This window comes from Salinibacter pepae (assembly GCF_947077775.1).
Classification (GTDB): domain Bacteria; phylum Bacteroidota; class Rhodothermia; order Rhodothermales; family Salinibacteraceae; genus Salinibacter; species Salinibacter pepae.
The window spans coordinates 1102714-1116601 of the sequence record NZ_CAMTTE010000001.1; the positions used below are offsets into that span (position 1 = coordinate 1102714).

13 protein-coding genes are annotated in these 13888 nt (G+C 66.6%); 10 read left to right on the forward strand and 3 right to left on the reverse strand.

The annotated features are described in order from the left end of the window. Nucleotides 1-87: 87 nt before the first annotated feature. Entirely contained in the window at nucleotides 88-1197 is a 1110-nt protein-coding gene (gene serC, locus OJA40_RS04625) for a 3-phosphoserine/phosphohydroxythreonine transaminase (protein WP_263810039.1), read from the reverse strand. Nucleotides 1198-1554: 357 nt separating this feature from the next. After that, nucleotides 1555-2040, reverse strand: coding sequence for an FKBP-type peptidyl-prolyl cis-trans isomerase (locus OJA40_RS04630; protein WP_011404934.1), 486 nt, complete (start codon nucleotides 2038-2040; stop codon nucleotides 1555-1557). Between the two features lie 264 nt (nucleotides 2041-2304). On the opposite strand from OJA40_RS04630, the gene OJA40_RS04635 reads away from it, so the two are divergent. After that, nucleotides 2305-2844: a fasciclin domain-containing protein gene (locus tag OJA40_RS04635; RefSeq protein ID WP_263792905.1), complete on the forward strand. Its 540-nt coding sequence runs from the start codon at nucleotides 2305-2307 to the stop codon at nucleotides 2842-2844. A 100-nt stretch (nucleotides 2845-2944) separates the two neighbouring features. Here the strand turns inward: OJA40_RS04635 and OJA40_RS04640 are convergent, their stop codons facing one another. Further along, nucleotides 2945-3913: a Brp/Blh family beta-carotene 15,15'-dioxygenase gene (locus OJA40_RS04640; protein ID WP_208426291.1), complete on the reverse strand. Its 969-nt coding sequence runs from the start codon at nucleotides 3911-3913 to the stop codon at nucleotides 2945-2947. Between the two features lie 437 nt (nucleotides 3914-4350). On the opposite strand from OJA40_RS04640, the gene OJA40_RS04645 reads away from it, so the two are divergent. The 9 genes from OJA40_RS04645 (at nucleotide 4351) to casA (ending at nucleotide 13762) form a co-directional block, all read left to right on the forward strand. Beyond that, nucleotides 4351-5706, forward strand: coding sequence for an NAD(P)/FAD-dependent oxidoreductase (locus OJA40_RS04645; protein WP_208426290.1), 1356 nt, complete (start codon nucleotides 4351-4353; stop codon nucleotides 5704-5706). Nucleotides 5707-5787: 81 nt separating this feature from the next. After that, nucleotides 5788-6309, forward strand: coding sequence for a hypothetical protein (locus OJA40_RS04650; protein WP_208426289.1), 522 nt, complete (start codon nucleotides 5788-5790; stop codon nucleotides 6307-6309). Nucleotides 6310-6479: 170 nt separating this feature from the next. Continuing rightward, nucleotides 6480-7001 (forward strand): 3'-5' exonuclease, encoded by a 522-nt coding sequence (locus OJA40_RS04655; RefSeq protein ID WP_208426288.1) that lies wholly within the window; start codon nucleotides 6480-6482, stop codon nucleotides 6999-7001. A gap of 78 nt (nucleotides 7002-7079) precedes the next feature. Further along, complete coding sequence (locus OJA40_RS04660; protein WP_208426287.1) at nucleotides 7080-7376, forward strand: DUF6364 family protein; 297 nt, start codon at nucleotides 7080-7082, stop codon at nucleotides 7374-7376. A 594-nt stretch (nucleotides 7377-7970) separates the two neighbouring features. Continuing rightward, nucleotides 7971-10571, forward strand: coding sequence for a CRISPR-associated helicase Cas3' (cas3, locus tag OJA40_RS04665; protein WP_208426286.1), 2601 nt, complete (start codon nucleotides 7971-7973; stop codon nucleotides 10569-10571). Between the two features lie 99 nt (nucleotides 10572-10670). Next, nucleotides 10671-10976, forward strand: coding sequence for a DUF6364 family protein (locus OJA40_RS04670; RefSeq protein ID WP_208426285.1), 306 nt, complete (start codon nucleotides 10671-10673; stop codon nucleotides 10974-10976). Nucleotides 10977-11015: 39 nt separating this feature from the next. Beyond that, a complete protein-coding gene (locus OJA40_RS04675; protein WP_208426284.1) occupies nucleotides 11016-11429 on the forward strand; it encodes a type II toxin-antitoxin system VapC family toxin in 414 nt (137 codons plus the stop codon). Between the two features lie 271 nt (nucleotides 11430-11700). Then, nucleotides 11701-12147, forward strand: coding sequence for a hypothetical protein (locus OJA40_RS04680; protein ID WP_208426283.1), 447 nt, complete (start codon nucleotides 11701-11703; stop codon nucleotides 12145-12147). Between the two features lie 94 nt (nucleotides 12148-12241). Next, the gene (gene casA / locus OJA40_RS04685; RefSeq protein ID WP_208426282.1) at nucleotides 12242-13762 is read left to right on the forward strand and encodes a type I-E CRISPR-associated protein Cse1/CasA; all 1521 of its coding nucleotides are present in this window, start codon (nucleotides 12242-12244) and stop codon (nucleotides 13760-13762) included. Nucleotides 13763-13888 lie beyond the last annotated feature (126 nt).

Genomic DNA, 13888 nt, shown 5'->3' on the forward strand with positions numbered 1-13888 from the left:
GTCGTTGGTTCAAAGACCGTCTCGTACCGTCCTCCCTTCCCAAGCCCTGGGGCTCTCCCGTTTCGCCCCGCCCCTGGTGCTTCCGCTTCAGCCGTGCGTGCGCTCGAACTCCTCCATAAACGCCACGAGCCGCCGGACGCCCGCCTCGGGCATCGCGTTGTACATGGACGCGCGCACCCCGCCCACGGAGCGGTGCCCGGACAGGCTGAGCAGCCCCTCCTGCTCGGCCTTCTGGAGGAAGACCGGCTCCAGGGCCGGGTCGTGGAGCCGAAACGTGGCGTTCATCGTGGACCGGTCCTCCGGGTCGACGGTGCCCTGGTAAAAGTCGGTCGCGTCGATCGCGTCGTAGAGCAGGCGCGCCTTTCGCCGGTTGATGGCGTGGATGGCGTCGATGCCCCCCTGGTTGCGGAGCCAGCGGCACACCTTCTCCACCATGTAGATGGCAAAGACCGGCGGCGTGTTGTAGCGACGCTCCGCGTGGGTGCCGTAGTCCAGCATCGTCGGGAGCGGTTGTTTGCGGCGCCGCAGGAAGTCGTCGTGCACGAGGACGACGGTGACGCCCGCCGGCCCGACGTTCTTCTGCGCCCCGGCATAGATGAGCCCGTAGCCCTCCAGGTCCATCGGGCGGCTCAGAAACTCGCTCGACGCGTCGGTGACGACGGGCACGTCGAGCACCGGGTCGTCGGTCATCTGGTTGCCATTGACCGTTTCGTTGGTCGTGACGTGGACGTACGACGCGTCCGGGGTGAGGTCCCACTCCGCCACGTCCGGCACGTAGGCAAAGTCCGCGTCCTCGCTGGAGGCGGCGACGTTCACGCCGCCCACCCGTTCGGCCTCGGCGACCGCCTTCACGCCCCACCGCCCCGACACGACGTAGTCGGCCACGCCGTCCTCGGGCAGGAAGTTGAGGGGCACCTGGTAAAACTGCATCCGGGCCCCGCCCTGCAGGAAGAGAATGTGCCAGTCGTCACCCAGGTCGAGCAGGGCACGGAGGTGCTCACGGGCGGACGCTTCGATCTCGTCGTACGCGGGTGAGCGGTGGCTGATCTCCATCACCGAGGCCCCAACGTGGTCGTACACGGGCAGCTCGTCTTTGACCTCCCGCAACGCCTCCACAGGAAGCGTGGCCGGCCCGGCCGAAAAGTTGTACTGGCGCTGGCTGCGGTCGGCGGGCCCCGCAACGTCGGAAGTAGACATGACCGAACGATTGATTCAGCAGGAAAGAAGCGCAACGGAGGGGCGACGAGGCCTCCTATCGCTTTGTGGCAGTGTACGGGTTCAACGTACCCAACGCAGCAGCGTCGCGCAACAGAGCGTCTTCCGGACAGGCTGTGGAGTGCTTTCTTTTCCCAAAGTGGGGCCGTACGAGCGGGAAAGGCGCCTGCGCCCCCGCGTTCCGCCTGCCGCTACCCGAACATTACGAGCATTGCGCCGGCCTCACGCCGCCCGTCCGGCCGCCTCCCACAGCAATGCCCCTGCACAGATCGACCATGCAGGGGCACGGAAAATCCGAAAATGGGACGATGTCCGCGGCGTCCGGACCGTCCGTCCACACTACGGCGTGACGATGTTTCCGCCCTCGCCGCCGCCTCCGCCGTCGGGCGAGCCACTGCCTTCGGCAACGTCGATCACTTCGATGTCGAAGATCAGCGTGCGCCCCGCCAGCGGGTGATTCGCGTCGATGGTCACCGAGTCTTCCCCGAGGGCCGTGATGAGCACGGGGACGGTCTGGCCGTTCTCCAGTCGCAGCTGAAGCTGCTGGCCAACCTCCGGCTCCACCTCGTCGGGAATCTGGTCGTGGTCCATCTCCATGACCATGTCTTCGCGGTGCTCCCCGTAGGCCTGCTCCGGCTCCACCTCTACGGTCTTCTCGTCGCCCGGCTCCATGCCCGTTACGGCCTCCTCAAACCCCGGAATGACACGATTCTCCCCGATGGTAAAGCTCAGGGGCTCCTCCTCGGACTCGTCGAACTTCGTGCCGTCTTCCAGTTTGCCGGTGTAGTGGACCTGGACCTCATCTCCTGTATTCGCTTGTGCCACGACGCTATATCGGTCTGTTGCGATGGGTATGAGTAACAGTAATCACGGCGGTGTAACGCGTCGTGCAAACCAGTGTTCGGGACTCCCGGCAGATCGTGCGTTCTTTACCTGCCCATGCCTGCGCGGCGGCGCCCCCGACTCGGCCCGTCTCCGAGGTGCGACGAACTCGTAAGGGATGGCGGCGGCCCGTCGGTCCGGGGAATATTCCCACGGGTTAGGGATTGGGCCCCATCCGTAGATCCTTTCAACCACTCCAAACAGCCAATGACCACCTACGCATCACGCTTTGTCTTTCTTCTCGGCCTCGGCCTCGCCCTCCTTGCCGGCCCGGCCGTCGCCCAGCAGGACGACACGGGCGCCGACCAGCCGGACATCGTTGATACGGCCGTCCAGGCCGATGACTTCAACACCCTGGCCCAGGCCCTGGAGGCGGCAGACCTCGTGGGCGCCCTGAAGGGCGAGGGGCCGTTCACCGTCTTCGCCCCCACCGACGCCGCCTTCGACGCCCTGCCGGACGGGCAGCTTGAGTCGCTCCTCCAGCCGGAAAACAAGGAGCAGCTCCAGGCCATCCTGCAGTACCACGTCGTGAGCGGCGCGGCGATGGCGTCGGACGTGACCGGCATGGACTCTGCCCCCACACTCGAAGGCCGCTCCGTCCAGATCCAGGTCAATGACGGTACCGTCCGCCTGATGGGCCAGAACACCGCCACCGTCGTGCAGACCGACATTGAGGCCTCGAACGGCGTCATCCACGTCATCGACAGCGTTCTGCTTCCCCCGGAGGCCAACGACGGCGGCATGTAGTCCCCTCCTTCTTTTCTCTTCCCCAAGGGCGTGGCCGGGTGCCACGCCCTTTTTTGTTTGTCGGGATCGGGTGTCGGAGATCGGGTGTCGGGGATCGGGATCAGGCGGCGGCCTGGGGGGCGCCCTTCTCCCGCTCCCGGTACATCTTCTCGACGACCACCATGTGGGGGAGGGTCATGATGGCGATCAGGATGAAGAGAAGCGCGACCATCTGGTCCTCCAGCCCGAACGACTGCGTGGCGGCGTAGAGGCCCGCCAGTCCAACGAAGGGGATCGCCGTAAACAGGAACGCCTCCCGGTAGAACCGGGCCATCGACATGGCGTCTCCCTGCCGCCGGAAGAAGCGGAGGAGCTCCAGGATGTGCCCCAGCGCGTGCCACCCCCCGAAGAAGACCGCAAAGGCCACGAGCGGGTGGACGAGCCCAAACAGCGCCGCGAGCACCGCGACGTTGGTCGCCTCCCGCCCGAGGGCCCAGTCGACACTCGGGTCCGCCCCCAGCCTGCCGATTCCGAGCGCCCCCAGGTGCTGCGCGACGAGGCCCGCGAACAGGGCGCCCGGCGCCGTCGTCACCCCCGGCCACGTGAGCAGTTGAACGCCCCCCATCGCCTCGAAGATGGGCGCGACGACCTCCGGAAAGGCCACGATGGGCAGGCCGAGCAGAAAGAGGCCGCGCGACAGGTAGAGGAGACGGGCGGACAGGGGCGGGAGCCGCCAGTAGGCCAGGTCGGCCTGCCCGAAGTGGTACATGGTCATGACCAGAAAGAGGCCGAGGCTCCAGGCCGGGGCCCCAATCCAGAGCGCCCCGTAGAGCGCCATCAGGACGAGGTAGCCGCCGTAGAACTTTGCCTGGTCGGCCCACGTCGGGCCGAGGCCCCACAGCCGGGCCGCCACGAGGTGATCGACGGCCCCGTGCGGCATCCCCGTCAGCACGACGGCCACGAACAGGATCCCCAGCGCCCAGGGCCCCAGCGACACGCCCCCCCATGTCCCCAGGACAGTCGCCAGGACGGTGAGGACCAGCACGCCCCCGTAGATGCGCGGCGAGCGAAGGGTAACCGGGTTGTGCATGGTGGAATCAGGACGGCTTTGTAGCAAAACTTGACTGCATACAGTACAGTATAAGCGAGGAGACGGGGGAGGTCCACGGCCGCCTCCGTGGGCCCTGGGAGTTCCCACCAATTTTGTTCCACCGGAACGCCTCCCCCGTGCCCCGATGGCGCGACGCTCCTGCCCTGTAAGACCGAGGGTTGTGGGACGAAGGAGACGCCTCGTTCTGTCCCCTTCCTAAAGATCCCTTCTCAAAGAGACGCGGCGTATGGGGGGATCGCCCCTCGTCCCTGCGATGGCACGCCAGCCGGCGGTTTCCAAAACGCCCTGCGGGGTGTGACGATGCTGAGAAACTTACGCTGGGCGGCGATATTACGGAAAGGCGACGACCACGTGGCGTCTAATTTGTTCAGCGTTGTTACGCGCAAGCCCCTCATTCCACGCCTCCTCCTCTCCCCATGCCGTTTGACACACCGTCGCCTGCGTCCGACCGCCCCCACGTCGTCATCGTCGGGGCCGGGTTTGCGGGCCTGGAGGCCGCCAAAACGCTGCGCGACGCCCCGGTCCGCGTCACGCTCGTCGACCGCAACAACTACCACAAGTTTCAGCCGCTGCTCTACGAGGTGGCCATGGCGGGGCTGGAGCCGGACGACATTGCCCACAATGTGCGCAACATCTTCCAGGGCAACGAGACGGTGAACTTTCGCCTCGGCACCGTGGTCGACATCGACCCTGCCCGCCAGCAGGTGCACCTGCACGGCGGTCAGTCGCTCTCCTACGACCACCTCGTCCTGGCGGCGGGTGCCGTCTCGACCGACTTCGGGATTCCCGGCGTGGAGGAGCACGCCTACCCCCTCAAGAACGTGCCCGACGCCGTCAACCTGCGCAACCGCGTGCTGCGGCAGTTCGAGCGGTACGACCGGCAGCGGGCGGGCGCCGGAGAGGGCGCCCTCACCTTCGTCGTGGTGGGCGGGGGGCCAACGGGCGTCGAGATGGCGGGCGCGTTCGTGGAGCTCTTCGACACGCTCAACGACGACTTTGCCCGGTTTGACACGCGCGAGGAGGCCCGCTGCCTCCTTCTGGAAATGGAGGACGAGCTCCTGCCCCCCTACAAGGGGCCACAGCGGGCCTACACCCGGCAGGTCCTCGAGGCGCGCGGCGTGGACGTCCAGACCAACACGGCCGTCGAGCGCGTCGCCCCCGACCGGGTCCACCTCGCCGATGGGCGGGTCCTCCCGACCCAGACGCTGGTCTGGGCGGCCGGCGTGAAGGCGAGCCCGGTGGCCAACCTGCTCGACGCCGAGCAGGACCGGGCCGATCGGGTCGTCGTGAGCCCGGACCTGACGGTGCCCGAGCACCCGGACGTGTACGTCGTGGGCGACATGGCCGCCATTGAGGGCGAGGACGGATACGAGCCCCAGCTCGCGCAGGTCGCCATCCAGAGCGGCCGGCACGCCGCGGCCCAGATTCAGCGCCGCCTCCGCGACGGCACCACGGAGCGATTCGAGTACTGGGACCTCGGCCAGATGGCCACGATCGGCCGGAACGCGGCGGTGGCCGAGTTTGCCGGGGGCATCGCGTTTCGGGGCTTCATGGCCTGGTTTCTCTGGGTCGTCATCCACATTGCCAAGCTGGTGGGCTTCCGCAACCGCCTCAGCGCCCTCGTCAACTGGGCCTACAACTACTTCACGTACAACCGCAGCGCGCGTCTTATCCTCGACGCGGTGCCCCTCTCCGACGGCGGGCCCACGGAGGTGAACGCGGAGGACGAGCAGGTCGAGGAACGCCCCCAGACGGTGGGCACCCAGCCGTAGTCGTCCGTTTGCAGGGGGGGCGACGCTGGGGCGGAGGCGTCGCTCTCCGCCCCAGTCCCATTCCGCTGCCCGTACCGCCCCATGCCTCGCTGCCTCGCCCTGCCGCTCTCCCTCGTCGGTCTTTGGCTCGTCCTCCTGCTGTCCGGCTGCGGAGACGCCTCCGACCTCGGCGTGGCCGCGGGGCGGTACCGCCTCCAGATCCACGGGGCCGTCACCGACACGCTCGCGGGCCCCGCCGTGCTTCGTTCGGTGCGCGACACCCGCGTCGGCCTCGAGCTGGGCGCCCGGGGCGGGCCCGGCCTTTCGATGGAGTTCACGCCGCGCGGCACGGGAGGGGCCCCCGACGCGGCAACGGGCCGCTACGCGGTGGTGCGGGCCGCCCTGCTCGATGCGCCCCACACCGACAGCCTGCCGGGGCTCGTCGCGTTCTTGTCGCTGCCCAATGCGCGCTTCGAGGCCACGGAGGGCCACGTTTCGATCACCCAGGCCGGGCGTGGGGCCGTGGGCGGGACGTTCACCCTTGAAATGACCGAACAGGCCCCCGCCCTCTCAACGACGCGGACGATACGGGTGACGGGGGCGCTCCGGGCCACGGCACCGTAGTGGTTGCGTTTTCGCCGCCGGAGGCACATGTTGCTGGCAGACTCCCCCCCTGCCTGACAACGTATCGCAGGGGCAACTCCGCACACGCGGAGATCGATCACTCGAAGGGACGCCACGTCTCCCTTGTACCGAGTGGATCATCCACGGCCCCAGCCGACCCTCTCCCGACCATGAGCGCGTGGGCGGATCGCCCCCTCCGGACGGCCACCCTTCTCTTCTTCGACCTCGAGACGACCGCCCTGCGGCCCGACCGCGGCGGGCGCATCTGCGAGATGGCCGTCGTGGACGAGCAGGGCATTCAGTTCCACTGGCGCAGCGACGCGGCCCCGCCCCGCGACGATGCCGTGGCGACGCGGTTGCCTCGTCTCATCGACCACCTGGAGGCAGGCGTGGTCGTGGGGCACAATCTGCCGTTCGATTTCCGCTTCGTCACCTACGAGGCCGAGCGACTCGGCCTCGATGGCCTGGGCCTTCGCTTTGCCGACACGCTGGGCCTGGCGCGGTCTCTCCTCGACGGGCCGGACACCCACCAGCTCGGGACGCTGCTCGGCCACTTCAATGCCGCGCCGGGCGAGGAGCTCCACACGGCCGTGGGCGACGCCCTCGCCACCCGCACCCTCTTCTGGCACCTCGTGGAGCACGGCGGGCTCCGGACGCTGGCCGACATCGACGTCCAGCGGCTCCAGTGGTAGGCGGATGGCGCGAAACCGAGCAGCGAAACGGAAGCACGTCAATACTGAGACCCCGTGACGTACAATTCTGATCCCGCCATGAAGTCCAAGCTCACCTTGCGCATGGACGAGGACGTGAAGGAGCGAGCCAAAGAGATCGCCCAAGAGCGCGGCACGTCCCTGTCGGCCCTCGTGGAGGGCTCCTTTCGCCTCCTGAGCGAGGCGGATGCGCCCAACGAGCAGGTCGGGGCCGGCACCGCGCTAACTCCTCAGTTGAAGAAGGTCCACGAACGGATCGGGCCGCCCCCAGACGACGCTCCGTTCGATGAACCAAGGGGCAATTGGACGGAGGACGAGCAACAGTTCATCAGGGCCGCCACCGAAAAGCACGCCTGATCGCCCGTGCGCCTCCCGTTCGACACGAACATCTTGATCGACGCCACCGTGCAGAGCCGTGCGCATTACGAGGGGGCCAATCAGATTCTGGTTCACGCCGAGCGGGGGGCATTGACGGCATCGTCACCCCCACTGCAATTGCCACGTGCTGGTCCGTGTCGACGGCCACCTGCGAGGTCGATCCGCGTCCCCTCTTCGAGTATCTGTCGACGGTCGTCGACCCTGCGCGGATGGGATGATCGGCCCTGTCCGATGCCCTAGAGGCGCCAAACGACGCGGACTTCGAGGACGAGTACATCGCCGCCGGCGGCGTGCAGGCGGGCGTCGAGGGCGTCGTGACGCGGAACCCGGACGATTTTCGGGACGGCCCGTGACCGCCCCCCCCCGACGGAAGTGCTCGATGCCCTGGAATGAGCACCCGTTCCTGCACGTCTCTCCCGCGACGGCAGATCGGAGGGGCCGTTTTCCGCACGTTGCTTTTATCTTTTCCCAAAACCCCATACGTTTTCCCTACTGCTCGTCGGCCCGCCGTGTCTTCTAAAACGACGATTTGCAACGAGGCGCCTCCTCTCTGACTGACCGCCCTTGTCCGGTATGGACGGCTCTCCCGACCGCTCTCAGTTTTGGGCCAAGCTCACGTACAAGGACAATGACCGATCGACCGGCGAGATCGTCGACTGGCATCCCCTTCTCGCCCACTCGGCGGATGTAGCCGCCGTCACGGAAGCCCTCTTGCAGCGAACGATTCTCCGCGATCGCGTCGCGTCGCTGATCGGGTGGGACGACCTGTCCGACGTGCACGTCGCCCGCCTGTCGGCCTTCGCCGCGCTGCACGACACCGGGAAGGTGAACCACGGGTTTCAGAATCGGGCGTTCGGGGAAACGCCGACCTCTGACCACGTGACCCCAATGGTGAATGTATACAAGGCGTCGGATCCGCTGGCCTACCTCGCCCCGCTCGGCATCGCAGACCTGCAGGACTGGGCGACCGACCTTGATGTGCTCGGCCACCTGCTGCTGGCGACGTTCGGCCACCACGGCGCGCCGGTCACGCCGGGCACACACGATCCCATGCTCTGGGAGCCCTCCGACGACCGAGATCCGGAAGCGGGTCTCGTCCGGCTGGACACCCACGTCCGCGAGTGGCTTCCGTCGGCGTATGAGGACGAGGCCGCCCCCTTTCCCGCCACACCTGCCTTTCAGCACGCCTTCAACGGCCTCCTCACGCTGGCCGACTGGATTGGCTCCGACGAGTCGTTCTTCCCGTTCGCCGACACGCTGGACGCCCCGATGGAGCGGGCGCGGGCCCGTGCCGCCGAGGCCGTGGACGCCCTCTTCCTGGACCCGGACGGTCCGCGTTCGGTCCTTTCTGCCGATAGCGGCTTCGACCAGATTCTGGAGCAGCCGGACTGGACTCCCTACCCGATCCAGGACGCGGTGCGCGACGTGCCTGTGCACAAACACGGCGGCCTCGCCGTCCTCGAATCGGACACCGGCTCGGGAAAAACGGAGGCCGCCCTTGCCCGCTACGTGCGCCTCTTCCGTGCCGGTCTCGTCGACGGCCTCTACTTTGCCGTGCCCACCCGCACCGCCGCCACGCAGCTCCACGACCGGGTCACGGCGGCCGTCAAGCGGCTCTTTCCGGAGGAGCAGCGCCCGCCGGTCGTACAGGCCGTGCCGGGCTACATAAAAGCCGACGACGTCGAAGCCACGCGCCTGCCCGACAGCTTTGGGGTCCGGTGGGACGAAGAGGTTCAGCACCGCGGGTGGGCCGCCGAAAGCTCCAAGCGCTACCTCGCTGCCCCCATCGCCGTGGGCACCGTCGACCAAGTATTGCTCTCCACACTGCAGGCGAGCCACGCTCACATGCGGGCGACGGCGCTCCTGCGGCACTTCCTCGTGGTCGACGAGGTCCATGCCTCCGACGCCTACATGACGCGGCTCCTGGACCGGGTCCTCGATCAGCACCTTGCCGCCGGCGGGCACGCCCTACTTATGTCCGCCACCCTCGGCGCCTCCGCCCGCGTGCACCTCACGACCGACGACGGCAACGTGCCCGCGCAGGACGCGGCGGAGACCGAAGACTATCCGCTCGTCACGCACGTCGACGCCGCCCGCACCGACCCGGACTCGGTCCACGCCGCCTCCTCGGACGCGAGCAAAACTGTGGCCCCCACGCTCTGCGACGACGCAGACGCCCCGGCGGCCGTCGCCCGGCGGGCCCTCGACCACGCCGAAAACGGCGCCCGCGTCCTCGTCATCCGCAACCTTGTGGACGACTGTATCAAGACGCAGCAAGAACTGGAATCGCTGGCCGGGGACAACACGCTCCTCTTCGGCGTCGACGGCACGCCCGCCCCGCACCACTCCCGCTTTGCGCCCGACGACCGGCAGCGCCTCGACAACGCCGTCGAGGCCACGTTCGGCCCCGACACACCCAATCGCGGCGTCGTGGCGGTGGCCACGCAGACGGTGGAACAGAGCCTGGACCTGGACGCCGACCTCATGATCACGGACTTGTGCCCGATGGACGTGCTCCTGCAGCGCATCGGGCGCCTGCACCGCCACGGTCGCGACCGGCCCGACGGCTACGCCACCGCCCGGTGCGTCGTCCTCACGCCCGAGGAGCGGGACCTGGCCCCGCACATTTCGGACGACGGACAGGCGTTCGGCCCGCACGGGCTGGGCACCGTCTACGGCGACCTGCGCGTCCTTGACGCTACATGGGCCGTCCTGGGAAGCGACGACCTTGCGCCGTGGCAGATTCCCGAGGACAACCGCCTGCTCGTCGAGCGCGCCACGCATCCCGATGCGCTCCGGACGGTCGTGGAGAACGAGGGCGACGACTGGCACCGCCACGAGCAGTGGGTGCTCGGCTCCCAGCAGGCCGACCGGCAGGCCACCGGACACGTCACCATCGACCGCGGCGAGCCGTTTGGGGCGGAACCGTTTCCCGACGACCTCGGCACCGCCAAGACGCGGCTCGGACAGGAAGACTACCGGGTCGAACTCCCGCGTCCCGTCGACGGCCCCTTCGGCGCGGCCATCGAGGAACTGTCCGTCAGCGCGTGGCAGCTCGACGCCCCGCCGGAGACGGAGGAAGCGACTGACGTGAAGCAGGGAAGCGGGGCCTTCTCGTTTCAGTTTAGCGGCCACTCGTTTCAGTACGACCGCCTGGGATTGTCTCAAAAATGAGAGTCGCGCCAGGCGCTGAACAGACCTTAAGTGAAGGAACGGCAAACTGAAGGCGCGTTATACGTCATTAAAATTCTCATATTGACGTACAGCAGGAAAATGTCCACGAAATCAAAGCTTACCCTCCGTCTCGACGACCGCCTGAAAGAACGCGCCAAACGACTGGCCAAGGAGCGGGGGACCTCCGTCTCCCAAATCGTGGAAGACTACTTTCGCCTCCTGCTCCGCGAGCCGAACGGGGACGACTCCGGACCGGAGTCGGCGTCCGATATGAACACCGTTCCCGACGATCTTCCGCCCCGCACCCGCAAAATGGTGGACGCGCTCGGCCCGGCGGCGACGGACCTAAACCTCGACAAAGATACGGAGGCCTGGGTCGACGCGATGCACGAGAAGCACAAGTAGATCGAACGGCCCCTCGTCACGGACGCCCATTTTCCCGGCATGACGGTTCTCTTCGACACGAACGTCCTCATTGATGCCGCTGTCGCCTCCCGGTCGCATCACGGCGCAGCCGTCCGTCTGATCGCGGCGGCCGAGCGCGACACCATCGACGGCCTCGTTGCCCCCACGTCAATCGCGACTTGGTGGTACGTGGCATACGAACGGGAAGACACCGAACCACGTCCGCTTTTCGACCTGCTGGCGGACGTGATGCGCATTGCTCCTATGGGCCGCTCGGCGCTCCGGACGGCACTTCAGAACCCTGGAACCGACGTCTTTGAAGACGGCTACCTTGCCGCTGCCGGGGCGGCGGCCGGCGCTTCGGCCGTCGCGACGCGAAACGAATCCGACTTCACGTCAACGGCCCTCACCCCCTATCATCCTCTCGATCTTGTGGGGATGCTTAACTGTTAGTTTTACTCTTTAATCTCACCCGTTTGACATTTTCCAGGAATACTCATTACCCTTTTGACAGAGATGACTCCAGTAAGCTGGAGATAGCCCAGGGTGGGATTCTAGAGTCGCTAGCCCCCCAACGGATTCCCCATACTCATGGGGTTAAAAATGAAGGCCCTCCGGTCGGGCTGACCGCAGGGCCTTACTGAGCCGTCGATTTCACGGATCGGCGGCTCGGCTGCCGTGCTTTCTGAGATTGCGTCCACACTAACAGCACCCCCATTATACTATGATTGCCATCCGAGATCAATTCGAAGGCGTCGTCCTTCGCCGATTACTCAAGCACGATGATCCGCCCCGGATCGTTGAGATCGGCGACAAACTAGGACACTTCCAGCTTGACGACAGCACGTTTCTGCTCATCAAATACTCGTCGAGCGACCAGTCCCCTTGGCGGTTCACCTTCCGATCAGAGGATGTTGCGACTCTGATCGACGACCGGAACAGAACCGACCTCTTCGGCGGAATCTATATCTGCCTGGTCTGTGGACTCCGGACCATCTGTTCGTTGGAAACGGACGAATGGAGCAGAGTTCTTGATCTGCAGAAGACACAGAAGCAGCAGACAATTACGGTACGCCGGAAGCCAGGCACGCAATTCACGGTGACCGGCACCGCGGGCGATCTCGACCACAAGGTGCCCGCTACAAAATTTCCGTCGCCGGTTCTCGGGTGAATGGAGACGAAGTCCCCGTGGTGCATCTTGTCGCATACTGTTGCTTCGGGCAATTCCCTGGTGTGCACTTCCTTTTCGAATATCGACTGCTGCCATGAAGCACTCACTTCTCGACGACCCGCTCCTCCGGATCCGCCTGCTGGACAATACGGTGCAGGGAGCGTCCCTGCCACGGGTCCTGCATCGACTCACGCAGAACGACATTCTGAGCTTCGAGGCCCTACAGGCCCATCAGCAGCAGCCCTGGCACAGCTTCCTCGTCCAGCTCGCCGCGATGGCCGTCGCCCGACAGGCCGGCGGCACGCGTCCGGACACCGCAGCCGGGTGGCGCGACGCGCTCGTGGGAGTGGCCGACGGCGACGCCGCGGCCTGGCACCTGGTCGTGGCGGATGAGTCGAAGCCCGCCTTCTTGCAGTCGCCCGTGCCAGAAGGATCGCTCGACGACGCCGGGTACAAGGCCGACGTGCCCACGCCCGACCAGCTCGACGTGCTCATTACGTCGAAGAGCCACGACGTCAAGGCGCGCCGCATCCGGCACCCCGAGCCCGAGCACTGGATCTACGCACTCGTGACGCTGCAGACGATGGAGGGCTTCCTGGGGCGGGGCAATTATGGAGTCGTGAGAATGAACGGGGGTTTTGGAAACCGGCCCCTCGTAGGCCTGTCGCCGGACCTGTCCTGGGGAGAGCATTTCCGGCGCGACGTAGACGTGCTGTTGAGCGAGCGCGACGCTCTGTCCGGGCGATACACACTCGATGGGCCGGCCCTGCTCTGGACCCGGCCGTGGGACGGGGCCAAAGACAGGGCCATTCCGCTTGCCGACTGCGATCCCTACTTTCTCGAAATCTGTCGCCGCATCCGGTTTCAGAAGGACGGTGGCGACCTCACCTGCTGGCGGGCCAACACCAAGGGCCAGCGCGTCGACGCGCCCGACTCGCTCAACGGCGACACCGGCGATCCCTGGACGCCGATCGAGAAAAGCAGCGGCAAGGCCCTGACGCTGCCGGGGGAGGGCTTTACCTACGACCGGCTGCAAGACATCGTCTTCGAGGGCGAGTACGCTCAGCCCCCGGCGCTGCAGTTCCGGGATTCGGACGGCGGGTACATGTACGTCGTTGCCCGGGCACTGGTGCGCGGACAAGGCAAGACCGAAGGCCTGCACCACCGCATCGTACCCGTTCCTGATTCGGCATCCGGCTGGCTCCGAGAAAAATCTCGACGCGAACGACTCGGGGAGCGCGCCCGAGACCGGGTCGAGATCGTGGACGAGGTGCGCCGCACGGTGCTCTACCCGGCCATCGGCACGCTGCTGGGCGGCGGCGACACCGAGGCCATTGAGTTTGACGATGTATCGCCCTGGCTCGACGCCTTCGACCGCACCGTGGATGCCCGCTTCTTCGAGGCGCTCTGGGCGTCGGTCGACATGAGCGACCGCGAGGCCCGCGAGCACTGGGAATCGCTGCTCTGGAAGGAGGCCCAAACCCAGTTCAACGACGCCGAAGACCACGCCCCCAACTCCTCCACCCGCTACTGGCGGGCCCGCAGCAGCGCCCGCTCCATCTTCCACGGCGCCGCCCGCGACACCCTCAAGTACGCCTTTTCTGATACATCGTAGAAGTTGCCATCCGGCTTTGAAGAAATCGGTGTCTTGGAGGCGCCGAGGGCGCAACGATCGAAATTCGCCCTGTTCGAGCGCTCTGACCGATGGGAAGAGCGCGAGTTTGGCGAATTTCAGTGCAGC